We start from the raw sequence: 23,096 nt of genomic DNA on the forward strand, positions 1-23,096 counted from the left end.
GCGGGGGCCCGCGCGGCCGGGGTTCGATCGATTTTCGATCGCCGACGCCGATCATCTCGACATCCAACCGCAACCCAAACGAGGATCGTCGTGAGCTACGATCCGGCGATCGTCGGTCGGTACGGGAAGCTCGTCGAGCTGTGGGCGACGAATCGCTACCCGCTGACGTTGGATTATCCGGTCGTGGACGGGCTCAAGTTCGACGCGAGCGACGAGGACGGCCGCCCGTGGGATGTGAAGGGCTCGATGACGAACGGCGTCCGACCGACGTTCAAGTTCTGGGAGGACCAACACGAGACGCTCGCGGACGCTGACGGTGGGTATGCGCTCGTGTGGTACCGAGCGGAGGGACGAGAGATAACCGTCGTGTCGTCGCGGACGATTCGCGCTCGGGATTTAGAAATCACGAACTGGACAAACCCCGGCGAAACGCACTATCGGAGTCACTCGCGGGAAGCGCAGATCCCTTCCAAACGACTTCGAGATGCTAAATAAGAGCAATTCTAGTATTTGAGTGGGTTGAGTATAGCTATGATTCTGTTTCTATATCTTTCCCAACATCTACACCTTTGATATATGCAAATCCTATTATAAGAAGAACCATGATTAATGCAAACCCGAGTGGTATTCCGTTTTCGCTTGGTAGATCCAATGACAGTAAAAATTTCAATATACTTGATATTACAAGGAATGCTGTTGTAGCCGGTCCAGCGAAAACAGTCATAATCTTGGTAAAATCTTCGTCATTCGGGATGGCCGGAGAAAGATGCATAACAAGCGCGAAGAGGGCAGTGATAATAACAATCACTGGATAGGGCAACAAGATACCAATCTCTCCTAGTGACACCCCTTGCTCAAACGTGAAGAAGATCGATTGTGAGAATATCCCTATGAAAAATCCTGTTGCGAAATTTATATGTATGCTGTTCTGCTCCCTCAGAGACCGCCCAATATAGTGGCCCGTTCCCAAACCGGCAGCTGCTAGTGTGAATGGCTGGATATACTGATTGAATAATTGTGTCTCAGACACAGTGCCCTGAATAGCTATTCCGATTACTGTAGCCACTAAAACTAGTAGGAATCCGCCAACAATCAATAAAACTCGATCAAAGATGGATAGGTTCTTTTCAGACATATCTCACATCAGGTAATCATATGGTATAAATCATGTCATGGAGACAGTACAAATCCGTGATTCAAAACCTGTCGAATTTTACAGCGGTTCTTGTTCTGTAGCCGATTGGGTTTCTGTGATCTTCGTGGAAACGGTGCAGGTACCTTAGCTGTGTGGCCTTAGCCACACCCCTAACTGTCGACCGACCCCCCGGTGTCGGTTCGGCGGCGACGAGCAGCTCGTCGAGCCCAGATCTGCGCTTGTGTTGCGGTCGAGATCGTCGCGAAGCCGTCGGTCGAGAGGGTCGATCGAGGCGGAAACGGCCGCAAAAAGAGGTGCAGAGTAGTGTTGCCACTCACGAGAGGCCGCGCTACCGGAGGGTTTGGCCCCTCCCCCACGCGCCTCGCGCCGGCCGGATCTTCGGTCCCGCGTCGTCGCGGTAGTGCGTCACCGCCTCTTTCAGCCGCTCCGGATCGCGACCCGCGTCGGTCCAGTACCGCTTGAGCCGAGTGACAAGTTCCGACCACGATTCATCCGCGAGGTTCCCCATCCGCACCCGGAGGTTCGCCTCGCGCTCGTCGATGTGAATCCCGTTCGACTGGCAAAACGCGATGAGTTCGTCCGTGCGGTCATCGAGCGACGCACGCTGCGCGTTTTCGACCGCGTGCGCCGCCGTGCTCACGGCGTTTCTGACGCCCTCACGTGCGTCGTCAACCGCCTCGACAACCTGCTCGGCGACGTAGTGCGACCGCAACGCGACCGAGCCCTGCTCGCGCACGACCATGTCCTCGATCCGCCGGAGCCCCCGCCGCACGCTGTCGGGGTGCCAGTCGTGTTCGTCCGCGATATCCGTGGGCGACACGTCGCCGCCGTCGGAGACGAGCGTTTTCAGCGAATCCCATTCGACCGGCGAGAAGCCGTCGGCGAGCTGGCGCACGACGACGTTCCGCTGGTCGCTCTCGACGCGTTCGAGGTTCAGCGGAAGCACGCGAGACCGGTCGACCGTCGCCGGCTCGAAATACTCGTCCTCGACGAACGTTCGACCGCCCGAGTCATCGTCGAGCGGCTGGGTCGGGAGTCCCGCCTCGTTGAGCGTCGCGAGGACCGCCTCTTCGAGTTCCGTCGAGATCTCGTCGTGGTCGATCGGCCGGAGCGTCTCGTCCCATCGTTTCACTTGATACGCCGCTTCGACCTTCGGGTGCGCGAGCGGGTGATCGTCGGGAAGCGACTCCGCTTGTCGAGAGTAGTAGTGTTTGATCTCCTTCGGTATCCGGTGGTCCGGGAAGCACTCGCGCGTCCGCCTCGGTCCGAGCGTCACCGTGTGCATATACCCGGATCGCTCCGTGTCGTCCTGTTTCAGTTCGCGGTATCCCGACCGGTCGCTTTCGAGGAGATGGCCCATCCGCGCGAGCGGTCCCTCGCGGGCGTGAACCGGTCCAGACACGTCTCTGTGGAGACGGACGTACCGCGCGGCGTCGAGCACGACGCTGTACTCTTCGCGACGGTTCGCGAAGTGCATCGGATCGAGCGTCACCGCGCCGGCCGCGCGGTGGATGATCGTCTCGATCATGTCGAACTCGACGTTCGCCGCGTTCACGCGGACGTTGACCGCGTCGCCGAGATCCCAGAGCGGCCGAGCGACGCTTTTCCCGCTCTTGGATTCAAGCCCGCGCCACCGCGGCTGAATGTGTGCTTTCACCTTGCGCTCGCCGATCTCGTCGTCTGCGGCGACGGCGTTCAGCCGGAACTCACGAAGGGTGTCGAACTCGACGGGCGTCCCGTCGGGTGTCTCGCCGCCGTCGGGCGGGGCGAGCCCGGATTCTTGGTACGACAGCGTGACCTGCCACCGCTCGCCGTCGAGCTGGAAGCTCCCGCGTCGGCTCCCGGTCGCGTCACAGAGGCGCGCCGCACCGAACCACGCGCTGAGTCCGCTATAGACGTAGTTCGCCATGTACTCGTGCGGGGCAGTCTCGACGGCCTTCATCGCGATGGCACCTCTCTGTCGAGATAGCATCCGGCACACTCGGCTCGGTCTTCGGAGCGGACTCGAACGGAGGGGCGAACGCGCCCGCACGTCTCGCACGCACGGCTCACGCGAGCACCATCACGAGATTGACCGCGGCGACGAGCGCGCCGATCGTGGCGAGTCCGAACCCGATCCACGCGGGGGCGTCGACGGCGTCGGCGGCTGTCGGCCACGCGGCGGCCGCGACCGCAACACAAGCACAAATACCGACGACGGCCGCGAGGTCGCCGAACGCGAGCAACTCCCGAACGATCGGGTTCGCTTCCGCATTGGGACCGACCGCTCTCGCTGCAAGGACCGTCGTTACCCCGTCGAGGACGCCGTGCGACGTGAAGATCGCGGCCGCTTCCCCTGTGCGAGAGTCACACCCGATCGAAAGACAGTTTTCACGGCTGCCTGCTATTTCTTTACTGCCGGGGTACGAGGTGTGACTTGTCAGAGGCGCACTGGTCTGCCCGATTCTTTCGTTCCGGTCGGAACTCACGGGGACCGCCCCCGTTTGGCGTCGCGTTCCCAGCGGAGCCGAGCCGCGTCACACACGGAGTTACGCGGACCGCGAGCCGGATCGTACAGCTGGCTCGCGCGAACGAACGGCGTCATCCGGAGAGCCCTCCGTTCCACGGCTCGCCCGCGTTTCGGGACGGGCTCGTTTGTGGATCCGGCGTTGGCACGTCCTTCCCGGCGGCACTCCCCTCACAGATCCGCACCCACGAGTCGCACTCGGGACACCGGTGGGCACGATCGTCGTCGTCACCGTGAACGCGAGCGAAATTCGGCGGGAGGTGTGCGTCACAAGCGAGGCAGTTGCTCCGGCCACTGTGAGATCGGAGCAACATCATGCCGACACCACCTCGGCCAACGCAGATCGGGAGACGGTGGTGACTACCGGCTTAATTCTTGCCCGGACAAGACACGCTAGCGGTGCCTCTAGGGGTGTGAAACGACGAAATTGGGTGGCTGGGGAGTCCCAGCCCACCAATTCATTCGGGCGGAGCCCGAATTCAATTAAGGTGGGCCAACACGGATTTGAACCGTGGACCTCCCGGTTATCAGCCGAGCGCTCAACCTGACTGAGCTATTGGCCCAGGTGAGCGCATTCAGTCGTTGCGCGGGTAGGATTTTAAGGGTTTCCTTTCGATCGTCACCCTGCCGTCTCGCGTTTTCGGCCGGAAGCTGTCGCGCCGTTTCTCGCACGTAGAGCCGTCAGTCGGTCCGCTTCGACCCGTCGTCTTCGACGGTGTAGTCCACGTCGACGACGTCGTCGGCGTCGTCGTCGTGCGTCTCGTGTCCGTCGTCGGGACCGCCCGATCCGCCACCCGCCGCGTCGCGACCGGTCGGGTCAGTCGATCCGGCGACCTCGTCGGCGCCGAACCCGCCGCTACCGCCGCTGTCGCCGAACCCGCCGCCGAAGCTCCCACCCATCGTGAATCCGCCGCCGTCGCCGGGGAACCCTCCCACGTAGACGTTCCCGGTGGTGAAACCGCCGGTCTCGCTGTCGAGGTACGGGACCACGACGTATTTTTTTAGTGCCACGCGGAGCGGGACCCGCGAGAGCGGGAACGCGAGCAGGAAGCCGACCGCGTCGGTGACGAGTCCCGGTGTGAGCAGGAACGCACCGGCGGCGATGAGCAGCCCGCCGTCGAGCAGTTCGTCCGTCGGCGGCTCCCCGCGGGCGAGCTTCCGTTGGACTCGCGCAAGCGTCGCGCGTCCCTCAGCGCGTAAGAGCAGCATTCCGAGCACGGCCGTCAACACGACGAGCGCGACGGTGGTCGGCCAGCCGAACTGCTCCGCCACGACGATCAAAAAGAGGGCGTCCACGAGTGGGACGACGAGTAGCAGCGCGAGCAGCGTTCGCGGGCGCATACCACGGCGTTCCCGCCGGGGACTCATAGCCCTTTTCGTCCTCACTCCCGACCGCCACGGCTTTGAGCGCCCGGTCCGACCCGAACGTATGAATCTCGTCGGCGCGCTCGGGCGCGACCCCCCGGATCGGGAGTCGTTGCCCGGGTGGCTCGCGCCGCTTCCGACGGCGCTCGAAGACGTCGCCTTCCGGTTCGTCTGGGTCATCGTCGCGATCAACCTCGCCGGAACCGCGTTCGGCTTCTGGTACTATCGGTTCCAGTTTCGAGCGCTTCCGGCCGAGATGTGGCTGTTCATCCCCGACAGCCCCGGTGCGACGCTGCTCATCGCCGCCGCGCTCGCGGCGTGGGCCGTCGGTCGGTCGAGCGACACCCTCGCCGCGCTCGCCTTCTTCGGGAACGTCAAGCTCGGGCTGTGGACGCCGTACGTGCTCGCCGTCTTCTATCCGCAGTTCCTCGCGAACTCGGGGCCGGCCATGTACGCGTTCCTCTTCGTGAGCCACCTCGGGATGGTCGTGCAGGCGTTCGTCCTCCACCGGATCACCGACTTTCCGCTGAAGTCGGTCGGCGTCGCGACCGCATGGTACACGATAGATCTACTCATGGACTACTTCGTTCCCGTGACCGGCGGCGTGACGCACACGTCGCTGCCGTACGCCGACTCGATGCCGTGGTTCACGACGACCGTTCTCCAGGTCGCGGCCGGCGGCGCGGTCGTGTTGACCGTCGTGCCGCTGTACTGGGCGCTGGCGACGCGGGTCGCGACGCTCCGGCGGTGACGGACCGCGAACCGAACCCACCCCTCGTGAACCGCGTCGGTCCCCGTTTAAGTTCGTTCGGGACCTCATGGGCGACATGAGCGTCTACGAGCGGATCGCCGAGGTGACGGTGACGATCGAGTCGGTCGGTCGCCGCCAATACGTCAGCGACACGACGAGCGGCTTCGAACGGACGACCACGGAGTTTCGGCTCGCGGGAGACGGGGTCGTCGGCCGCGGCGAGGACGTGACCTACGAGGCCGAAGACCACGACGCGCTCGCCGGGTCCGACCCGATCGACCTCGAAGGCGAGTGGACGATAGACGAGCTGTCGACGCACCTCGACGACGTCGACCTCTTCCCGTCTCGCCCGCCGACGCAGCCGCACTTCCGGCACTACCGACGCTGGGCGGTCGAGAGCGCCGCACTCGATCTGGCGCTGCGCCAGCGCGACGAGTCGCTCGGCGAGCTCCTCGGGATCGAGCCGGACCCCGTCCGGTTCGTGGTTTCGACCCGTCTCGGTGACCCGCCGACGACCGACCGCGTCGAGGAACTGCTGGCGCTCGACGAGGACTTGGAGTTCAAGCTCGACCCGACTCCGGAGTGGCCGGACGAGGTGTTCGTCGCCCTTCGCGAGACGGACGCCGTGCGAATCCTCGACCTGAAGGGCTGGTACGAGGGGACGGACGTCGACGTCGAGGCCGATCCGGAGCTGTACCGCGACGTCTTCGCCGCCTTCCCGACCGCCGTCGTCGAAGACGCCGCCGTGACGCCGGAGACGCGAGCGCTCGTGGAGCCACAGGCGGACCGACTCTCGTTCGATTACCCCGTCGACGGCGTCGAGAGTCTGCGCGGGCTGCCCGTCGAGCCGGGGTGGTGTAACATTAAGCCCTCGCGGTTCGGCACGCTCGAATCGCTGTTCGAGACGATCGACTACTGTTTAGAGAACGACATCCGGCTGTACGGGGGCGGGCAGTTCGAACTGGCGAGCGGCCGGACCGCGATCCAGACGCTTGCCGCGCTGTTTTACCCGGACGCGCCGAACGATGTCGCTCCCGGGGCGTTCAACGACCCCGAGGCGTCGCCGCCGTACCCGACGAGTCCGATCAAACCGCGGTCCGACGCCGTCGGCTTGGAGTTCTGACTCGGGGCGGCAGTCGGCGCAGGGGGAGAGAGGTCGTCGGCAGCGAGGAGATCGCCGACGGCGCGAGACCGCTCCGATCAGTCGTCGTCCGCGGCCGCGTCGTCGACGCCGCCCGTCGCCGCGCCGTCTCCCGACCCGTCGCCGTCGGCCGCGGTCGCCGCGTCGTCCTCGATGCTCGGCGGGTACTGCCCGCGGTCGAGTTTGAGGTCGGATTGCGGCCGCGCCATGCAGGTGAGCGCGTACGCTTCCGCTTCCTCGTCGGTGAGCCCGCGCGCGGCCGGTTGCGTCACCTCGCCTTCGAGTATCTCCGCAGAACAGGCCAGACACATCCCGACGCGACAGGAGTACTCCTGTGCGATCCCCGCTTCGATACACGACTGGAGGATCGTCTCCGTATCGGCCACCTCGATCGTCTCACCGGTGCCGACGAACTCGACGGTGTACTCGGTCATGCAGCGGAGTACCCACCGACCCATCAAAAAGGGATCCCCTCGATCTCGTCGGCGGCGTGGTGACGAACGCGTTCGTCAGCGCGTGTCGGATCCACTCGTCTGACCCACCAGCCGCGTCGCGGTCGCTTTCCAGCGGATTGCCACCTCGTCACCGGGGGTCAGACCCAGCCGCTCCGCGCTCTCCTCGGTCATCAGCACGCGGAAGACCACGCCGTCGACACCGACCCGCGCCGTCGCCACCGTCTCTCCGGTCTCGGTTCCGAGCACCTCCGCGCGCAACCGGTTTCGAGCGCTCGTCTCGTCCGGATCGACTCGACCGTCACCCGCGTACACGGTCACCGCGTCCGCGCCGACACGGACCTGTACCGAGTCACCGGTCTCCACCCCGTCGTGGAGACCCCGAACCGCACCGACGGCGGTGGCGACGGTGGCCAACTCGCCGTCGACGCTCCGCACGGTTCCGTCGATCACCGTTTCGGGGACGGTCGCGGTCGCCGCGAGCACGGCCTGCAGCCGATCGTACCGATCGAGAAGCCTCCTGCCGGCGGTCGTGAGCCGACTCCCGCCGCCGCCTGACCCGCCGCGCGTTCGATCGACGAGCGTACCGAACGCGTCCTCCAACGCCTCGATCCGCGAGAGCGCCCGGGCTCGCGACCGACCCAGATCTGACGCGGCCGCCGCGACGGACCCCGTTTCGTGGATCGCGCCGAGCAGCGCGGCGTCACGGCCGTCGAACTCGACGTCGTCCTCGATGAGCGCCGCTCGGCCTTGTCCGGTCGTCCCGCTCATAGAAGGGTGATCGCCCCGCGGGGTGTTGGCGTTTTCCCTCCCCGCTCAGTCGTCGAGCTCTTCGGTGACCGAATCGGGCGGTGCGTCGAACTCGGCGGCCGCGTCGTGGTTCGGCGCGAACGCCCCGGGCCGGTCGGGAATGGTGTCGAACTCGGGGTCGAAAAGCCGGAGCGCCGTTCGGATGGTCTCCCAGTCGTCCTCGCCGGCGGCGTCGCGCAGCGATCGCGTGGGGGCCGCGAGCAGCTGTCCGACCAGCGCGTCGGCCATGTCCTCGACGGTCTCGCGCTGGGCGTCGGTGAGTTCGCCCTGCGACTCCAGCTTCGAAACGGCGCGGTCGACCTCGCGGGCTTTCACCCGGTCCGCGCCCGCGTACATGGCCGAGATCGCGTCGTCGGCGCGCTTTCGCTTGTACGCCTGGAGGATCCTGTCGAGTTCCTCGTCGATGATCTCCTCGACCGTCCGCGCCTCCGCCTCGCGGCTCTCGCGCGTCCGCCGGGTGACGTCTTCGAGCGCGTCGATGTCGTAGAGCGTCACGCCAGGACGGTCGCCCGCCGCGGGGTCGATGTCTCGCGGCTGTGCGATGTCGATACAGACAGTCCGGCCCGCGTCAGCGAGGTGGTCGGGGTCGACCACCGGTTCCGTGCTCCCAGTCGCAGAGATCACGAGGTCGGCGTCGGGTATCACGGCCGGAAGGTCGGCCAGCGATACCGCATCGGCCGGCGTGTCGACCTCCTCCGCGAGGAACTCCGCGTTCGGCACCGTACGGTTCGCAACCACGATATCGGAGACCGGCGTGTCGTCGAGCGTCCGAGCGGCGAGCATCCCCATCTCGCCGGCACCGATCACGACGGCGGACCCGCCCGTCAAGTCGATCTCGGTCGCGGCCAGCCGGACCGCCGCCGATCCGAGCGAGACGACGCCCTCGTTGATCGACGTCTCGTTGCGGGCGCGTTCGCCGACGTGGAGCGCCTTCGTCACCGCGTCTTTCAGCACGGGACCGATCCCGCCGGCGGACTTCGACTCCTCGTACGCCTCGCGGAGCTGTCCGATGATCTGGTCTTCGCCGAGCACGAGCGATTCGAGACCAGACGCGACCCGCATCAGGTGCTCTAAGCTCTCTTCGTGGTCGAGGCGGCGGACCGCGCCGCCGCGTACCTCCGGCGCGAACGACTCCAGCGCGACCGCTCCGTCGATGGTCCGATCGGTGACGACGAACGCCTCCGAGCGGTTACACGTCTGGAGCGCGAACGCTTCTTCGACGCCGTCGCGCGCGAGCAGGTCAGAGACGGTGGCGCGGACGCCGTCGCCGCCCGCGGCCTCGATCTCGTCGACCGTCGCGCGGGAGTGGGCGACGCTGACGCCGGTGATGGCTCCCGTCTCGTTCATCGGTTGAGTACCTCCTCGATCACGGAATCTGCCTCTTTCCGACCGTAGGATCTCCCCTTTTGTAAAGCCTTCCAAACCCCGTCGGATCGCACGACTCGACGGATCGCCTCCCGTCGCGTTTCGGGGGCGATGTCCCGCCGTTTGAGCTCCGTCCGAAGCTCCCCAGACAGCGACGCCATGGCTCCCGCACCCTCGATCTCCGTCTCGATCCGCTCTCGGAGCGCCTTCGCGAGCGCCGGGCTCGCGCCGCCGGTCGAGAGAGCGACCCGAACGGGACCGTCCTCGACCGTCGCGGGGACGACAACGCTGTTCGCGTCGCGGGCGGTATCGGGCTCGGTCGAGACGTCCGTTCGGTTGACCATGATGTCGCGCTCGTCGGCAGCCGTCTCGACGGCCGCGTTGACGGTCTCGTCGTCGGTGGCGGCTACGGCGAGCACCGGATCGAGCCGGTCGATCCAGTCGCCGACCGCGTCGGCGTCGGGCGCGGCGCGGACGAGTTCGACGCCGGGACGATCGGCGTCGGGACGACCGGCGTCGTCGGTACCCCTCGCGAGCGTGACCAGCCGATCGGCGAACGCGGGACTCACGACGACGACGCGCGCTTCGTCCGCGAACCGCGACGCCTTCCGCGCGCCGACGGAGCCGCCGCCGATCACCAGAACCGTCTCGCCGGCGAGGTCGTGATACAGGGGGATCACGACGCGATCACGCCGTGTTGCTGTCCGCGCGGTCGGCGATGCGAATTCCCGTCTTCTTCAGGATGCGCGTCGAAAACAGCGTGTCCCAGTCGTCCTCGCTCACGTCCCAGTATTCCGCCATCAGGTCTCTGACCTCCGCGATCCGACGCTCGCTCTCGGCCTCCGTCCGTCCGTGCGTCATCGCGAAGAAGTTGTACTCCCAGACCCCGGCGTGACGCGGGCGCTCGTAGCAGTGGGTGACGAATGGCAGATCCGCGATCGCCGGGCCGACCTCGTCGAGGGCGTCTTCGGGCACGTCCCAGACGGTCATGCCGTTTTCCGTGTAACCGAGCGCGTAGTGGTTCGGGATGACGCCGACCCGCCGGACTTTCCCCTCCTGTTCGAACCGTCGTATCGTCTCTATCACCCAGTCGACGTCGGCGTCGATCGCGGCCGCCACGTCGGCGTACGGGGTCTCCGTGATCGGGAGCCCGCCCTGAATCTCGACGACGAGATCGCGTTCGGCGGGAGTCAGCGTCGTCCGATCGGTCGGGGACACGTCCGGCCCGAGCCCCGACAGGTCGACGTCCCCGTCGGCGACCGGCCCGTCGACGAGGAACTTCGCGCCGACGTGGAACTCCCGGAGCTTGGGGAGGTTGTACGTCTCCTGACCGGTCGCCGCCTCGATCTCCGCGAGCACCTCCTCGACCCGGTCGGAGCCGTCCTTGTCCGGGTCCGGGTGGTCGGCGACGCTCACGACGAACCACATGTTGAGGTGCGGGTGCTCGCGCTCGTAGTTGTGCGCGACCGCGGTGAACTCGTTTACCGTCTCCGCGACCGCCTCGTAGCGCTCTTCCGGCGCGTGCATCGCGACGAGGGACGCCGCGCCGCCGATCGCCTCGGCGTTTACGAGCGCGCCGAACCGCGACAAGATCCCCTCCGCGTCGAGGTCGCGGACGCGCTCGCACAGCTCCGCCCCCGTCACGTCGACGCCGCGCTCTCTGAGCGCCGCCGCGGCCGGCTCGAAGGGCCGTTCCGTCACCGGAAACCCTCCCTGGAAGGCGTTGATGATCCCGCGGTCGAGCGTCGTCAGGTCCGCGTCGACCTCTCTCATGTCTCCGGATCGGAGCCGAGCGAGAATAAGCGATCCGACCGCCGGGCCCGGTAGTCAGCCGTCGAGGTTCCGTGCGATGTCCGACAGCGATGACCTCGGTCCGCGGTTCGCGTCGTAGACGGCGCGCTCTCCCGGAATCCGGAGCCCGTACAGCTCGCCGGGGACCACGACGTCGAGGACGACGCTCTCGCCCGGATCGCGGCCGTTGGCGTCGAGCCACGCGACGAGGCGGTTGTCTCCCTCGCCCGGTTCGCGCGCGAGCCGCCGGTTGTCGTACGCGCCGCGGATCAGCCGGCCGCGGCCGTCCGCTCGCACGAGCGCGTACCGCTCCTCGCGGTCGAAGACGAGCCGGACGACGTCGCCGTCGGAGAGATCGAGCGACTCGCAGGTGCCGGACTCGACCCGTCCGGCGAGCGCGTCGTCGTCCGGGAGACGGACGCAGGGACGGCGAGTGCCGCCGCTGCGCGCGAGCGAGACGCGTATCGAAGCGACGCCCTCGTCGTCGGAGGGAACGCGGGGCATCCGCTGGACGTTACTCGTCGTCCGCCGCGTCGTCGTCGCCCTCGCCGAGCGCCGCCGCGACGTCGCCGCCGTCGACGACAGAGACGTTGATCTGTGCGACGTCGTCGTCGATCTCGCGGCCCCGGACCGTGATCCGCTTGCGCTCTCCCTCGCGGGACGGCTTGAACCCCACGCCGCCCTCCAAGAGCAGTTCCTTCAGGCGGGTGCCGGAGACGTCCTCGCGCATCGGCCGCCCGGTCTCGTCGGAGCCGCCCGTGATCTCGACGGTGTGATCCGAGAGTCCGACGGCGTCGCCGCCGATCTCGTCGCCGAGCTCGCGTCCGAGGAATCGGTTCGCGTCCTGTCCGTCGACTTCGCGCTGGAACGTCTCGCCGGTCGCGGGGTCGGCGATGACGACTTTGAATTCGGCCATGCGCGAACCGAGACCCCCACGAATAAAAAGCACGTCGAAACCGTGATCGAAGGGAGAACGCCTCGGAACCGTCACTCGACGCGTGAGACCACTCGATCCGAGCCCGGCCCTCTCCCGGCGACGCGACCGTCACTGAAGTCGTGACTCGACCGTCACCGACCGTCGGAAACCCGTCCGGTCCGACGCCGGCCGTTCCCTCACCGCCCGTCGACGAACGCGTCTTCGACGGCACGTCCGACCACCTCGGGGTCCGCCGGACCGCCCGCGGCCGCGACGCTGCCGACGCTCGCCGGGTCGAACCGAACCGAGAGGGCGTCGTAGACCGGTTCCGTGACGGCGGCGATCGCGTCGGCGTCGGTCGAGGTGACGACGACGCACCCGGAAACGAGCGCGGCGTCGGCGCGAACCCGCTGGGCGAGTCCGGCGAGTTTCCCCCCCTCGGCGACTCGGATCGAGTGCTCCCCGGGACAGAACGACGCATCCGGTTCGCCGGCGACGACGTCCGCCCCGAGTCCGCTGAGCGCGCCGATCACCGCCTCCGTCGCCCGCTCGTAGCGATCGGTTATCGACGCCGAAGCGTCGGCTGTCGGAACCGCGTGCGAGAACGCCAGCGTCTCGCCCGGGTACGCGACCGCCCGGCCGCCGACCTCCCGTTCGATCGGCTCGAACCCCCGAGATTCGGCTATCCCCGCCGCGCGGCCGAATCCGTCGTCTCGGGCGTCGCGGCGTCCGAACGCCATCACGCCGGAGGGGCGCCACACGGAAACCGCGGGAGTGCCGCTCGCCGCGCTCGCGAGCAGGTCATCAGCCGGCGAGCGAGCGGCAACCGGAGGGTCGGCGCGGCTCCGAAACACGTCCATACCCTCCGATACCCGCTGGCACCTGAAACGCGTTGCGGGGGGACGCCGTATGACGCAAGGGTTTTGCTGGGGTCGTCCGAGTCATCAACGGATGAGCGATCTCGGCGCGCTACCGGTACAGGCGTACCTCGTCGCCTGCCTGCTCGCCGGAGTCATCGGCCTCTATCTCGGTCGCGTGGCGTGGCGCGACCGCAGTGAGCCGGGCGGAACCGAGGTCGCACTCTACCTGTGGTGTAGCGGGGGTATCTCACTGTTGTACGCCCTGCTTGTGGCGAGCGGGAGCGAGCTGGTGATGGTGGTCGCGCTCAACCTCGCGACGCCGCTCGTCGCGGCGATCCCCGGCATCTGGATGGGGTTCGTCCTCGCGTTCTCCGGCCGGGACCGCTGGCGGACGGACGATCGGATCGTCGCGGTCGCGGCACCGGCGTTCGTCTGGGTGCTGACCGTGTGGTCGAGCGCGACTCACGGGCTCTCCCGACGGTCCCTCCGCTCCGTGGTCGAGGGCCCCTTCACGCTCTTGGGCTTCGGGCTCGGCCCCGCAGACTGGGCGTTCGTGCTGTACGCCTACGGGCTGTGTCTCGCCGGCGCGCTGGTCGTGGTCGACCTGTACCACCGGACCGGCAACCGGTACCGACTCCAGACGTTCGTCATCCTGCTCGGTACCGTGTTCCCGTTCCTCGCGGGGGCTGTCACGGTGGTCGACGTCGGGAGCTACGCGAACTTGGCGTGGTTCCCGTCCGCGCTCGTCGTCCACGGCGTCTTCCTGTACGGCACCGTCTTCTGGCTCGGCACCCTCGACGCCGCGGTCGTCGCCCGCGATACCGCCGTTGAAGTCATGCAGGATCCCGTCGTCGTCACCGGATCTGACGGACGGATTCGCGACCGCAACCCCGCGGCGGAGGAGATCCTCCCTCCCGACGCGCTCGGCGGATCGCTGTCGACCGTGTTCCCCGACCTGGAGATCGGCGTCGAACACCCGATCACGATCGACGGCAGGCAGTTCGATATCCAAGAGAACCCGATCACGGACCCCCGCGGGACCGACCGCGGACACGTCTTTCTGTTTCGCGACGTGACCGAACGCGAGCGGCGCCAGACGGAGCTCGAACAGCGCGAAGCGGAGCTGCAACGGCAGAACGAGCGGCTCGAAGATTTCGCCGGCGTCGTCTCACACGACCTCCGGAACCCGCTTGCGGCGGCGACCGCGGCCGTGGAACTCGCCAGACACGGCGGGGGAGACACCGACGCGGCGCTCGACCGGGCGGCGGACGCTCACGAGCGGATGGACGATTTGATCGAGGGACTACTGTCGCTCGCGACGGCGGGAGAAGCCGTCGACACGCTCGATCAGGTGTCGCTCGACGCCGTAGTCCGGCGAGTCTGGTCCCGGCTCGAAACCGCGGAGGCGACGCTTTCGGTCGAGGGTGCGGACCCGACAGTGCTCGCCGACCGCGACCGCCTCGAACAGCTCCTCGCCAACCTGTTCCGGAACGCGATCGACCACGCCGGCGACGACGTCTCCGTGCGCGTCACCATCGAGCGGGGAGCCGACGGCGTGACGCTGGCCGTCGGCGACGACGGTCCGGGCGTCCCCCCCGATCGTCGCGAACGCGTGCTCGATCGCGGCGTCTCGCTCGACGGCGGAACGGGACTCGGGCTGGCGATCGTCGCCGACATCGCCGATGCACACGGGTGGGACCTCGCCGTCGAGGCGTCGAACGCCGGCGGCGCTCGGTTCGTGATATCCGGCGTCGAACCGGCAGACTGGGCTGATCGCGCGGATCCAGACCGGAGCGGCTGACGATCCGATCCCGGCCGTCGGTTCCGACGCGTACTTGCCGCTCGGACCCCACGTCGGGACGACGATGGCGATCTCTCTCGCACCGGGTGCCCTCGGCAGATACCGTCGGTTCTCCCGGTTCAACTCCCCGTACCGCGCTCACGACGACGGGAGCGCGATCGACCTCTATCCCGTCGGAGCCACCGCGCCGTCGCCCGTCTCCGGCGTCGTGCGCGAGACGCGGACCGTCGGCTGTCCGGATCGGACGTACGCGGCCGACGAGGACCACCTGATCGTCGTCGATCTCGGCGAGGCGTGGTGCGAGAGGGCAGGAGCGACGCCCGGAACCGTCGCTCGGATCCTCCACGTGGTCCCGGCGGTCGAGGCGGGTGACCGCCTCGCCGTCGGCGATCGGCTCGGCGATCTGACGCGGTCGGGCTTTTTCGGTCGGTGGGTGGACGACCACGTTCATCTCGGGTTCCGATCGCCGGAAGCGAATCCGATCAGGGCGAGCGGGTCGCTCCCGGTGACGGCCGCCGTCGACGTGGAACCGGTCGCGTGGGACGGCACCGGCGTCGTCGCAGAGCGCGGACCGACGCACGTGGTCCTCGACGAGCCCTCACACCCCGCACCCGGAGAGCGGTTCGCGGCGATCGCGAGCGACGAGGGAGTTCCGCTCGACGGCGGACTGACGCACTACGCGGGCGGGGGCGCGTTCGGCGAGCAGCCGCTCGGTGACGGGACGACGCTGTCGCTCCGTGGCAGCCGAGTCGGCGTCGCTCGCGGACGGGGCATCGAGTGGGACGACGTGGCGATCGTCGCGAACGGAGAGCGCGTGACGGGGCTATCGCTTTTCGCCGCGCGCGACGGCGTCGGCGCGAAGGTCGTCTGGCGAGACCCCCCGGTCGGCGTGGGAGACGACGTGCGGATCGAGATCACGCCGGACGACGATCCGGTCCGGCTCGGCGGTCGGTGATGGCGAACAGCCGGCGCGGCCGCTGTCTCGCGGCGGTGCGCCGGGCGACCGTCTCGGCCGCCGCGAGCGGGACGTCAGGTCACGGGACGCGTGGCCGCGGCATGGGATATAGAACATCGCTCTCGTCGCGCCCGTCAGGCGTCGGTCGAGCGGTCCCACGAGTAGCCGGCGAGCGCGCCGACGGGATCGTCCGTGCCGGGGTCGTCTAGGACCGCCGCGAGCGCCTGCACCGCCTCGCGCTCGACGCGGTCGGGCGCGGCGCGAACGACAACCGACTGCGCGCCGAGGCTGACGAACTCACAACCCAACCGGTCCGCCGTCTCTCGGAGGCCGATCCCCGCGTCGGCGTCGCCAGCCATCACCCGTCTGGCCGGGCTCTCGAAGGCGCGGACCGCGCGCTCGTACCCGTCTATCCGCGACGTGAGATCCGCTCGCGATTCCGACCGCTCCGCCGCGAGTTCGCCGAGCGCGTCGTCGAGAGTCCGCCGGAGCCCGGAGTCGGGCGGGCGGTTCACGAACCGGAGATCCTCCTCGACGAGCGAGGCGAGCCCGTCGACGTTCGCGGGGTTCCCCTCGGGGACGACGAGTCCCCACTCGCGGGACCAGCCGCCGAGTTCGACCGAATCGACCTCGCGGTCCGTCGGCCCGGCGACGACGGCGACGTCCGGGACGCCGTCGCGCAGCCGGCGCAGTCCCTCTCTGGAGCCGACGGGGAGGTACCGCGGCGCGTCGAGTCGGTCGAGCAGCCGGTTGAGCGCGGGGTCGTCCTCGCCCGCGCCGAGCAGCGACGGCGGGCGAACGTCGGGCGAGAACAACTGGACCTCGACGGTCTCTCCATCGCCGAGGACCTCGGTGTCGGGGTCGACCGCGACGACGCCGTCGGCCTCGACGAGGCTCGTCGTCGCGCCCGATCCCTTGTCGACCGGGTAGACGAGCGGCAGGTCTCCCGAATCGAGGTCGAGCAGTCCGACGGGCATCAGCCGGAGTCGGCCTTCGCCGTAGCGCTCCGCGACGCCCATCCGTCCCTCGATCGTCGCCGTGGCGGGCTCGGGCTGGCCGGCGGCCTCGCGGATCGCGGGCGCGACGAACGTCCGGAAGATCGTGAGCGCGGAGACGGGATAGCCGGGAAGCCCGACGTACGCGGACTCGCCGGCGTCGCGTCCGTCGTTCGAACCGGTACCGTCGGCGTCGACGTCGGAAGTATCGGTGTCGAGAGCGTCGGCCTCCGACCCGCCGCGGTCGATCCGTCCGATCAGCATCGGCTTGCCGGGCTTGACCGCGACGCCGTGGAGGAGCAGGTCGCCGCGCGCCTCGATCACGCGGTAGATCACGTCGACGGCGCTGGCGGAGGTAGACCCGGAGGAGAGCACGAGGTCGCACTCGTCGGCCGCCCGCCTGAGGAGGCGTTCCATCTCGTCGTAGTCGTCGCCGGCGTGCGGGTAGAGGACGGGCTCGCCGCCGGCCTCCGCGACCCCCGCGGCGATCGTCGTGGAGTTCACGTCGTAGATCTCGCCGCGGTCGGAGTCGATCTCGTCGCCGGGGCGCACGAGTTCGTCGCCCGTCGAGACGATCCCCACCCGCGGTTTCCCCTCGACCGGGACCTCGTCGACGCCGAGCGCCGACAGCAAGCCGATCTCGCGGGGAGTCAGTCGCGTCCCCGGACCGAGCGCGCGCGCGCCGGCGGCGATGTCCGCACCGGCGCTCATCACGTTGTCCCCCGGGGCGACCGCGGTTCGGACCGCGATTCGGTCGGGCGAGGCGTCGCCGTCGTCGCTCCCCGCGTCGCCGTCGCTCCTCCGCACCTCGTCGGTCCGCTCGACCATTACCACGGCGTCGGCCCCGTCGGGCATCACCGCGCCCGTCGAGATCTCCGCGCAGGTCCCGGGCTCGACGGTCACGTCGGGGGCTACCCCGGCGTGGACCGCACCGACGAGGTCGAGTTCGCCCGGATCGACCTCGTCCGCGCCGAACGTGTCGCGGGCGCGGACCGCGTACCCGTCGACCGACGCCCGGTCGAATCCAGGCACGTCGATGGCGGCGTCGATCCGCTCGGCGAGGACCCGCCCGCGGGCGTCCGACAGCGGGACCGCCTCCGACTCGGGCGTGAGATCCAGCGACTCGATCGCCTCGCGGGCGGCCTCGGGAGTGGCGAGATCGCGGAACTCGCGGCGGTCGCTCACGGCGTCACCTCCCAGAGCTGCACGTCGACGGTCGCTCCCGCTTCGATCCCCTCGCGCGGTTCGGGGACGACGACCCAGCCGTCCGCGAGCGCGACGCTGGAGAGTATCCCCGAGCCGCTGGCGCGGGTCGGCGTGGCGACGGGGAGATCGGCGTCTGCGTCCTCCCCGTCCGCGGCGTTAGCGTCGCTCTCGCCGGGCGAGAGGCCGCCGTCGCCGTCCTCGATCGACACGCGCGCGAACGTCCGCGTACCGGGCTCGCTCGGGACTTTCCGCGCGAGTCGAGCACGCCGGGTCGGGAACGGGTCCGCCGTCGTCCCGCCGATCTGCTTTTGAATCGGCCGGAGGAACTGCGCGGCGTTGACGATACAGGCGACCGGATATCCCGGGAGCGACACTACCGGCGTGTCCTCTGCTCGTCCGAGACAGACGGGGTGGCCGGGCTTGAGCGCGACGCCGTGGACGAGCACCTCGCCGATCCCGGCGACGACCTCTGGAAGCAGGTCGCGCTCGCCGACCGACGACCCGCCCGTCGTGACGACGACGTCGGCGTCGAGGTCGCGTTCGACGGCGGCCGCGAGCGCGTCCTCGTCGTCGGTGACGATCTCGCGGTAGCGCGCCTCGCCGCCCCAACGCTCGACGAGCCGCGAGACGGTAAGTCCGTTCGTCTCGATCACCTCTCCCGGGCCGGGGTCCGACTGCACCAGCTCCTCGCCGGTCGGGATCACGGCGACGGTCGGCCGCTCGTAGACCGAGACCGAGTCGATACCCACCGACTTCAACAGCCCCAAATCGGAGGGACGGAGCGTGTGGCCGGCGTCGAAGAGCCGTTGTCCGGCGGCGACGTCCTCGCCGACTTCGCCGACGTTCTCCCCGACCGCGACGGCGTCGAACGCCTCGATCTCGTCGCCGACCGTCTCGGCCTGCTCGACCATCAGGACCGCGTCTGCCCCCTCGGGGACGGCGCTGCCGGTGTGGACTCGCGCGGCCTCTCCCGGTCCGATCGCAGCGACGTCTCCCGGCTCCGCGGTCCCGTCGCCGGCCGTCCGCAGCACCGCCGGCGATCGAGACGACGCGCCGAACGTGTCCTCGGCGCGGACCGCGTAGCCGTCCATCGCCGCCCGTTCGTAGCTCGGGACCGGGGCCGGAGCGTCGACCGGCTCCGCGACCACTCGCCCGTCGGCCGAGGGGAGGGGGACCGACTCGGTCCGGCCGTGCGGCGAGACGGCGTCGAGAAGCGTCGATCGCGCGTCCGCCACCCGGGTCCGCCGCTTGAACCCGGACTCGCGTCTGTCGTGGCTCATGTCGTGTCGTTTCGGGCCCGCGTGCAAAAACCCCGCTCTCCGGGCGGGTTCGTCTCGCGTCGCGGTGGTCCTCCGGGCGTCGCGGCGGTCGCGTCGACGCACGCCGCGTCGGTTTCGGCGGCCCTTCAGGTCACCCACGAGAGCACCCGCGCGGCGCGGTGGGCCCCCTGAGCGACCGCGACGCGGACCGTCGAGACGAGGTCGGCGGCACCCCGCGCCGCGGCGGCCGCGCCTCGGCTCGCGCCGGTCGCGGCGTAGTACCCGGTCTTGCGACCGGCCGCGCCGACGTAGTGTTTCGCGGCCATCCGGATCGGCGCGCGTCGGCCGTCGACGGTCGTCGTCCCGTCGCGGATCGCGTCGAGCACGTCGTCGGCCGTGACCGCGGTGACCGAGTCGCGGTCGGCTATCTCGACGTCGGTGTACGCCCGCCCGACGTACTCCAGGTGATGGGCGTCGCTGGCGGCCACGCCGGGGTAGTCGTGGTCGGCGGCGAACCGCCGCGCGCGCCGGTTTCTGTACCCCGTGAACAGCCACGCGTTGAACACCTCGACTGCGTCGACCTCGTCGACGCCGCCGGCCCCGTCTCCGATCGCGACGCCGTCACCGGCCCTCGCCGCCGAGTCGCCGGCGTCGTCGGGGACGGGGATGTTGCGCTGTCGCACGCCGTGGCGCGACCGCTGGAAGGGGTGCGGGACGATCGCGACGCCGCCGTGCTCGTGGATCCACGCGACCGTCTCGGCGTACGGCTTCCGGCGCGGCGGCATCCGCTCCACTCCGATCGCGAGGAGGTGGCCGTGCGCCGTCGACACCTCGACTCCGGGTATCCCGATCAGCCCGTACTCGTCGGCGATCTCGGCGGCGCGCTTCGACTCGCCGATCACGTCGTGGTCGGTGATCACGACCGCGTCGAGGCCGATCTCCGACGCGTGTTCCAAGATCAGCTCTACTGGCTCGTGGCCGTCGTAGCTGTCGTCGGAGTGGACGTGCGGGTCGATCGAGACGGTGACGCCAGACACGTCGCCCCGTAGCGCGCGGAGGTATATAAAATCGGGAACGCGGCTCGCGTCGACCGCCGACGGGCGGTCCGACCCTCTCGACTCGGTGGGAACCGTTAGGTGTTCCCGGCCGAACACGGACCTATGACCGATCCGACCGACGCGGGTGCGAACGCGACGAGCGGGGAAAACGCGGACGGAGCCCCCGACGACCGCGCGTACGTCGAGCGCGCTATCGGCCTCGCCGAGGAGGCGGTCGCGGCCGGCGACACGCCGTTCGGCGCGCTGCTCGTCGTCGACGGCGAGGTCGTCGCCGAGGACCGCAACCGGACGCGGAGCGACGACGACGTCACCGCCCACCCGGAGCTGTCGCTCGCACGCCGGGCCGCCCGCGAGCTGTCGCCCGACGAGCGGGCGCGCTGTACGATGTACGCGAGCACCGAGCCGTGCCCGATGTGTTCGACCGCGGTCCACTACGCCGGGATCGACCGCGTCGTCTTCGGCGTCGCGGGCGCGACCCTGAGCGAACTCTCCGGGGACGTGGTCGAGATCTCCTGCGAGGAGGTGATCCGACGCGCCGGCGGCGAGACGACGGTGGAGGGCCCGATCGCGGAAGACGCGGCGATGGCCGTCCACGAGTCGTTCTTCGGCGGGAGGTAGCGCTGGACGCACCGACCGCCGGCGGACGGTCCCGTCGACACGGCCGCCACCGACGCGGCGCGTCGGGACCGGTCACCGGCCGCTTATATCGCCGGCGGCCGTACCAGAGCGAGGAGATGAGCTACCCGGTCACCTACTACTGCCCGCGCTGCGGGACCCTCGTCGAACTCGACCGCGACGGCTACCTCGCGGACAAGTCGGTGACGCCGTACCCCTTGGAGGGGTGGGGGTACGTCGCGCCGACGGAGCCGTTCGAGGACGCGGCGGACGCCGACGGCGTCAGGTTCGTCTGCGGCGAGAGCGACGGCGTCGTCTGGGACCCGCACGACGGCGTTCGGGGGACCGACGCCGGCGGCGACGAGCCGGACCGAGAGCCGCGCGAGGACGCGGTCGGCTGCGGCGAGCCGTTCTACCTCTCCTTCGTCCGCTACGAGGAGGGCCGCGAGGTCGACCCGCGCGCCGAGACGGAACTCGTCGAGATCGATCCCGATCCGCGACCGAGCGGACCGCGCGGTCCGGGCGGTCCCGGGCGGGCGAGGGACTCCGACGGCGGCTTCTGGTGATCGAATCGAACCGCGGCTCTCGGCGGCGAACTCCGCGTGGTGTGCCGCACCGGACCGAGAGATCGGACCGCCGGACCGCCCGTAGCGTTATCCCGATGACCCGCGTTTGTGTACGCATGCCGGACACCAAGTCGGGTCGGGAGAAGCAGGCGCGAAAGGCCGAACGGCGACGAGCACGACAGGACATCGCGGAGGCTCGCGAGCGCGCCGACGAGACGGAGCCCCCGGACGACGCGCCGACGGCGTGTTACCGCCGGGGGTGCGACGAACCGGCCGCCTTCTCCGTCACCGAGCGGTATCTGGAGGACACGGGAAAGGGTGCCGTCGAATCGACCGCGCTGCTCTGTGTCGACCACACGGTCGCGGAGGGGCCCGCGAACCTGGACCGCGCCTATGACGAGTACCTGTTCGAAATCGAACCGATCCCGGGCGTCGACGTCGAGGACGTCGCCTGATCGGGAGCTAGTCGTCTGATCGGGAGTCCGTCGACAGGTCGAACGATCGTCGAGATCGTCGAGATTTCCGTCCCGCATCCGCCGGCGGCGACGACAGACAAACCCCTTAATGGGCGAGCGAGAAGGGGCGGTATGGAAAGCATCAACCGGACCGCGATCGAGCTCGTCGACGAGGCGCTCGACTTCTCCGGCGAACTCGACGTCGTCGGCTACGAACTCGACAACGGCGCGACAGTCGTCGATTTCGGCGTCGACGCCGCCGGCGGCATCGAGGCGGGACTGCTCCTCGCAGAGATCCAGACCGCCGGGCTCGCGAACCTGCGGACGCGCATGGGAGAGGTCGCCGACGCGCCGCGCCAGTACGTCGAACTCTCGACGGACCACCCGGCGATCGCGCTGCTCTGCTCGCAGAAGGCCGGCTGGGAACTCGCCACCGACGACGGCTTCGAGGGACTCGGCTCCGGTCCCGCCCGGGCGCTCGTCGGCCGCGAGACGGAGTTCGAGCGCGTGGGGTACTACGACTCCTCCGAGTTCGCGACGCTCGCGGTCGAGTCGACCGCGCTTCCGACGGAGTCCGTCGCAGAACACGTCGCCGACCTCGCAGAGGTCGACCCGGAGGGGGTCTTCCTCCCCGCGTACGCCACCGGCTCGACCGCGGGATCGGTCGCGACCGCCGCGCGCGCGGCGGAACTCGCCGTCTTCCGACTGCTCGAAGTGGGGTACGAGCCCACCGACGTGCTCCACGCCTCCGGCTCCGCGCCGATGGCTCCGGCCACCCGCGACGAGGACCTCGCGATGGGACGGACGAACGACGCGCTGGCGTACGGCGGCGAGGTGCACCTGCAGGTCGCCCGCGACGACGACCGCTTCGAACAGATCGTCTCGACCGCCCGCGACGAGTACGGCACGCCCTTCGTCGAGGTGTTCGAGGAGGCCGACTGGGACTTCTACGAGGTTGACGAGCGCGTCTTCGCGCCCGCGAAGGTCACGGTCGACGTCCTCGACGGGCCGGTGTACACGGTCGGCGAGACGGACGAGGAGCTGTTGGCCGCGTCGTTCGGCTACCGCTGACC

Annotated in this window: 25 protein-coding genes and 1 tRNA gene; 9 read left to right on the plus strand and 17 right to left on the minus strand. The window is 68.9% G+C overall.

Features of this window, described 5'->3' with window-relative positions; all coding sequences use genetic code 11:
* The first annotated feature begins 90 nt into the window (after positions 1-90).
* Positions 91-495, plus strand: coding sequence for a PD-(D/E)XK family putative nuclease (locus NO930_RS04295; RefSeq protein ID WP_256402611.1), 405 nt, complete (start codon positions 91-93; stop codon positions 493-495).
* A 34-nt stretch (positions 496-529) separates the two neighbouring features.
* Here NO930_RS04295 and NO930_RS04300 read toward each other — a convergent pair whose 3' ends face one another.
* From NO930_RS04300 to NO930_RS04325, 6 genes are all read right to left on the minus strand, one after another.
* The gene (locus tag NO930_RS04300; RefSeq protein ID WP_256402612.1) at positions 530-1,135 is read right to left on the minus strand and encodes a hypothetical protein; all 606 of its coding nucleotides are present in this window, start codon (positions 1,133-1,135) and stop codon (positions 530-532) included.
* Between the two features lie 349 nt (positions 1,136-1,484).
* Positions 1,485-3,098 (minus strand): DUF7845 domain-containing protein, encoded by a 1,614-nt coding sequence (locus NO930_RS04305; RefSeq protein ID WP_321169339.1) that lies wholly within the window; start codon positions 3,096-3,098, stop codon positions 1,485-1,487.
* Positions 3,099-3,204: 106 nt separating this feature from the next.
* Positions 3,205-3,624 carry a DUF5658 family protein gene (locus NO930_RS14175; RefSeq protein ID WP_486607624.1) on the minus strand — a complete coding sequence of 140 codons (420 nt, stop codon included), beginning with the start codon at positions 3,622-3,624 and terminating at the stop codon, positions 3,205-3,207.
* Positions 3,625-3,736: 112 nt separating this feature from the next.
* Positions 3,737-3,979 (minus strand): DUF7563 family protein, encoded by a 243-nt coding sequence (locus NO930_RS04315; protein WP_256402615.1) that lies wholly within the window; start codon positions 3,977-3,979, stop codon positions 3,737-3,739.
* A gap of 172 nt (positions 3,980-4,151) precedes the next feature.
* Positions 4,152-4,225, minus strand: a tRNA-Ile gene (locus NO930_RS04320).
* 118 nt (positions 4,226-4,343) lie between these two features.
* Complete coding sequence (locus NO930_RS04325) at positions 4,344-5,003, minus strand: FxsA family protein (protein ID WP_256402616.1); 660 nt, start codon at positions 5,001-5,003, stop codon at positions 4,344-4,346.
* 88 nt (positions 5,004-5,091) lie between these two features.
* On the opposite strand from NO930_RS04325, the gene NO930_RS04330 reads away from it, so the two are divergent.
* Both NO930_RS04330 and NO930_RS04335 read left to right on the plus strand, forming a co-directional pair.
* Positions 5,092-5,778 carry a DUF1405 domain-containing protein gene (locus NO930_RS04330; RefSeq protein WP_137783962.1) on the plus strand — a complete coding sequence of 229 codons (687 nt, stop codon included), beginning with the start codon at positions 5,092-5,094 and terminating at the stop codon, positions 5,776-5,778.
* 76 nt (positions 5,779-5,854) lie between these two features.
* Positions 5,855-6,901: an enolase-like domain-containing protein gene (locus NO930_RS04335; protein ID WP_137783961.1), complete on the plus strand. Its 1,047-nt coding sequence runs from the start codon at positions 5,855-5,857 to the stop codon at positions 6,899-6,901.
* Between the two features lie 77 nt (positions 6,902-6,978).
* Here NO930_RS04335 and NO930_RS04340 read toward each other — a convergent pair whose 3' ends face one another.
* The 8 genes from NO930_RS04340 to NO930_RS04375 all read right to left on the minus strand — a co-directional run bounded on the left by NO930_RS04340 (position 6,979) and on the right by NO930_RS04375 (position 13,113).
* Positions 6,979-7,353, minus strand: coding sequence for a 2Fe-2S iron-sulfur cluster-binding protein (locus NO930_RS04340; RefSeq protein ID WP_137783960.1), 375 nt, complete (start codon positions 7,351-7,353; stop codon positions 6,979-6,981).
* 75 nt (positions 7,354-7,428) lie between these two features.
* The gene (locus NO930_RS04345) at positions 7,429-8,142 is read right to left on the minus strand and encodes a TOBE domain-containing protein (protein ID WP_256402617.1); all 714 of its coding nucleotides are present in this window, start codon (positions 8,140-8,142) and stop codon (positions 7,429-7,431) included.
* Positions 8,143-8,187: 45 nt separating this feature from the next.
* On the minus strand, positions 8,188-9,528 hold the full coding sequence (hemA, locus tag NO930_RS04350; RefSeq protein ID WP_137784330.1) for a glutamyl-tRNA reductase: 1,341 nt from the start codon (positions 9,526-9,528) through the stop codon (positions 8,188-8,190).
* Complete coding sequence (locus NO930_RS04355; protein WP_256402618.1) at positions 9,525-10,226, minus strand: precorrin-2 dehydrogenase/sirohydrochlorin ferrochelatase family protein; 702 nt, start codon at positions 10,224-10,226, stop codon at positions 9,525-9,527. Before NO930_RS04355 ends, hemA begins: the two co-directional genes overlap by 4 nt.
* Positions 10,227-10,233: 7 nt before the next feature.
* Positions 10,234-11,319: a siroheme decarboxylase subunit beta gene (ahbB, locus tag NO930_RS04360; RefSeq protein ID WP_137784154.1), complete on the minus strand. Its 1,086-nt coding sequence runs from the start codon at positions 11,317-11,319 to the stop codon at positions 10,234-10,236.
* Positions 11,320-11,373: 54 nt separating this feature from the next.
* The gene (locus NO930_RS04365) at positions 11,374-11,841 is read right to left on the minus strand and encodes a DUF7112 family protein (RefSeq protein ID WP_256402619.1); all 468 of its coding nucleotides are present in this window, start codon (positions 11,839-11,841) and stop codon (positions 11,374-11,376) included.
* Positions 11,842-11,851: 10 nt separating this feature from the next.
* Positions 11,852-12,253 (minus strand): 30S ribosomal protein S6e, encoded by a 402-nt coding sequence (locus NO930_RS04370; RefSeq protein WP_137784152.1) that lies wholly within the window; start codon positions 12,251-12,253, stop codon positions 11,852-11,854.
* 197 nt (positions 12,254-12,450) lie between these two features.
* Positions 12,451-13,113 carry a lipoate--protein ligase family protein gene (locus NO930_RS04375; RefSeq protein ID WP_256402620.1) on the minus strand — a complete coding sequence of 221 codons (663 nt, stop codon included), beginning with the start codon at positions 13,111-13,113 and terminating at the stop codon, positions 12,451-12,453.
* A 91-nt stretch (positions 13,114-13,204) separates the two neighbouring features.
* On the opposite strand from NO930_RS04375, the gene NO930_RS04380 reads away from it, so the two are divergent.
* Together NO930_RS04380 and NO930_RS04385 are read left to right on the plus strand one after the other, a co-directional pair.
* A complete protein-coding gene (locus NO930_RS04380; protein ID WP_137784005.1) occupies positions 13,205-14,914 on the plus strand; it encodes a sensor histidine kinase in 1,710 nt (569 codons plus the stop codon).
* A gap of 64 nt (positions 14,915-14,978) precedes the next feature.
* Complete coding sequence (locus tag NO930_RS04385; RefSeq protein ID WP_256402621.1) at positions 14,979-15,869, plus strand: DUF8155 domain-containing protein; 891 nt, start codon at positions 14,979-14,981, stop codon at positions 15,867-15,869.
* A 134-nt stretch (positions 15,870-16,003) separates the two neighbouring features.
* Here the strand turns inward: NO930_RS04385 and NO930_RS04390 are convergent, their stop codons facing one another.
* From NO930_RS04390 to NO930_RS04400, 3 genes are all read right to left on the minus strand, one after another.
* A complete protein-coding gene (locus NO930_RS04390; protein WP_256402622.1) occupies positions 16,004-18,049 on the minus strand; it encodes a molybdopterin biosynthesis protein in 2,046 nt (681 codons plus the stop codon).
* Positions 18,046-19,350 carry a molybdopterin molybdotransferase MoeA gene (locus NO930_RS04395; RefSeq protein ID WP_256402623.1) on the minus strand — a complete coding sequence of 435 codons (1,305 nt, stop codon included), beginning with the start codon at positions 19,348-19,350 and terminating at the stop codon, positions 18,046-18,048. The genes NO930_RS04390 and NO930_RS04395 overlap by 4 nt, the downstream gene beginning before the upstream one ends.
* 125 nt (positions 19,351-19,475) lie before the next feature.
* Positions 19,476-20,366, minus strand: coding sequence for a CehA/McbA family metallohydrolase (locus tag NO930_RS04400; protein ID WP_256402624.1), 891 nt, complete (start codon positions 20,364-20,366; stop codon positions 19,476-19,478).
* 123 nt (positions 20,367-20,489) lie between these two features.
* Between NO930_RS04400 and NO930_RS04405 the strand changes: the two genes are divergently transcribed.
* From NO930_RS04405 to mch, 4 genes are all read left to right on the plus strand, one after another.
* Entirely contained in the window at positions 20,490-21,005 is a 516-nt protein-coding gene (locus tag NO930_RS04405) for a nucleoside deaminase (protein ID WP_137784196.1), read from the plus strand.
* 116 nt (positions 21,006-21,121) lie between these two features.
* Positions 21,122-21,568 (plus strand): DUF7969 family protein, encoded by a 447-nt coding sequence (locus NO930_RS04410; RefSeq protein WP_256402625.1) that lies wholly within the window; start codon positions 21,122-21,124, stop codon positions 21,566-21,568.
* A 116-nt stretch (positions 21,569-21,684) separates the two neighbouring features.
* On the plus strand, positions 21,685-22,023 hold the full coding sequence (locus NO930_RS04415) for a hypothetical protein (protein ID WP_137784198.1): 339 nt from the start codon (positions 21,685-21,687) through the stop codon (positions 22,021-22,023).
* A 132-nt stretch (positions 22,024-22,155) separates the two neighbouring features.
* Entirely contained in the window at positions 22,156-23,094 is a 939-nt protein-coding gene (gene mch / locus NO930_RS04420) for a methenyltetrahydromethanopterin cyclohydrolase (protein ID WP_256402626.1), read from the plus strand.
* Positions 23,095-23,096: the final 2 nt, after the last annotated feature.

This window comes from Halorubrum salinum (assembly GCF_024494575.1).
Lineage (GTDB): Archaea > Halobacteriota > Halobacteria > Halobacteriales > Haloferacaceae > Halorubrum > Halorubrum salinum.

Coding starts and splice junctions, on each gene's coding strand:
- NO930_RS04300 (WP_256402612.1), bottom strand. CDS start 1,135: ATGTCTGAAAAGAACCTATCCATCTTTGATCGAGTTTTATTGATTGTT.
- NO930_RS04305 (WP_321169339.1), bottom strand. CDS start 3,098: ATGAAGGCCGTCGAGACTGCCCCGCACGAGTACATGGCGAACTACGTC.
- NO930_RS04315 (WP_256402615.1), bottom strand. CDS start 3,979: ATGATGTTGCTCCGATCTCACAGTGGCCGGAGCAACTGCCTCGCTTGT.
- NO930_RS04325 (WP_256402616.1), bottom strand. CDS start 5,003: ATGCGCCCGCGAACGCTGCTCGCGCTGCTACTCGTCGTCCCACTCGTG.
- NO930_RS04330 (WP_137783962.1), top strand. CDS start 5,092: ATGAATCTCGTCGGCGCGCTCGGGCGCGACCCCCCGGATCGGGAGTCG.
- NO930_RS04335 (WP_137783961.1), top strand. CDS start 5,855: ATGAGCGTCTACGAGCGGATCGCCGAGGTGACGGTGACGATCGAGTCG.
- NO930_RS04340 (WP_137783960.1), bottom strand. CDS start 7,353: ATGACCGAGTACACCGTCGAGTTCGTCGGCACCGGTGAGACGATCGAG.
- NO930_RS04345 (WP_256402617.1), bottom strand. CDS start 8,142: ATGAGCGGGACGACCGGACAAGGCCGAGCGGCGCTCATCGAGGACGAC.
- hemA (WP_137784330.1), bottom strand. CDS start 9,528: ATGAACGAGACGGGAGCCATCACCGGCGTCAGCGTCGCCCACTCCCGC.
- ahbB (WP_137784154.1), bottom strand. CDS start 11,319: ATGAGAGAGGTCGACGCGGACCTGACGACGCTCGACCGCGGGATCATC.
- NO930_RS04365 (WP_256402619.1), bottom strand. CDS start 11,841: ATGCCCCGCGTTCCCTCCGACGACGAGGGCGTCGCTTCGATACGCGTC.
- NO930_RS04370 (WP_137784152.1), bottom strand. CDS start 12,253: ATGGCCGAATTCAAAGTCGTCATCGCCGACCCCGCGACCGGCGAGACG.
- NO930_RS04375 (WP_256402620.1), bottom strand. CDS start 13,113: ATGGACGTGTTTCGGAGCCGCGCCGACCCTCCGGTTGCCGCTCGCTCG.
- NO930_RS04380 (WP_137784005.1), top strand. CDS start 13,205: ATGAGCGATCTCGGCGCGCTACCGGTACAGGCGTACCTCGTCGCCTGC.
- NO930_RS04385 (WP_256402621.1), top strand. CDS start 14,979: ATGGCGATCTCTCTCGCACCGGGTGCCCTCGGCAGATACCGTCGGTTC.
- NO930_RS04395 (WP_256402623.1), bottom strand. CDS start 19,350: ATGAGCCACGACAGACGCGAGTCCGGGTTCAAGCGGCGGACCCGGGTG.
- NO930_RS04405 (WP_137784196.1), top strand. CDS start 20,490: ATGACCGATCCGACCGACGCGGGTGCGAACGCGACGAGCGGGGAAAAC.
- NO930_RS04410 (WP_256402625.1), top strand. CDS start 21,122: ATGAGCTACCCGGTCACCTACTACTGCCCGCGCTGCGGGACCCTCGTC.
- NO930_RS04415 (WP_137784198.1), top strand. CDS start 21,685: ATGCCGGACACCAAGTCGGGTCGGGAGAAGCAGGCGCGAAAGGCCGAA.
- mch (WP_256402626.1), top strand. CDS start 22,156: ATGGAAAGCATCAACCGGACCGCGATCGAGCTCGTCGACGAGGCGCTC.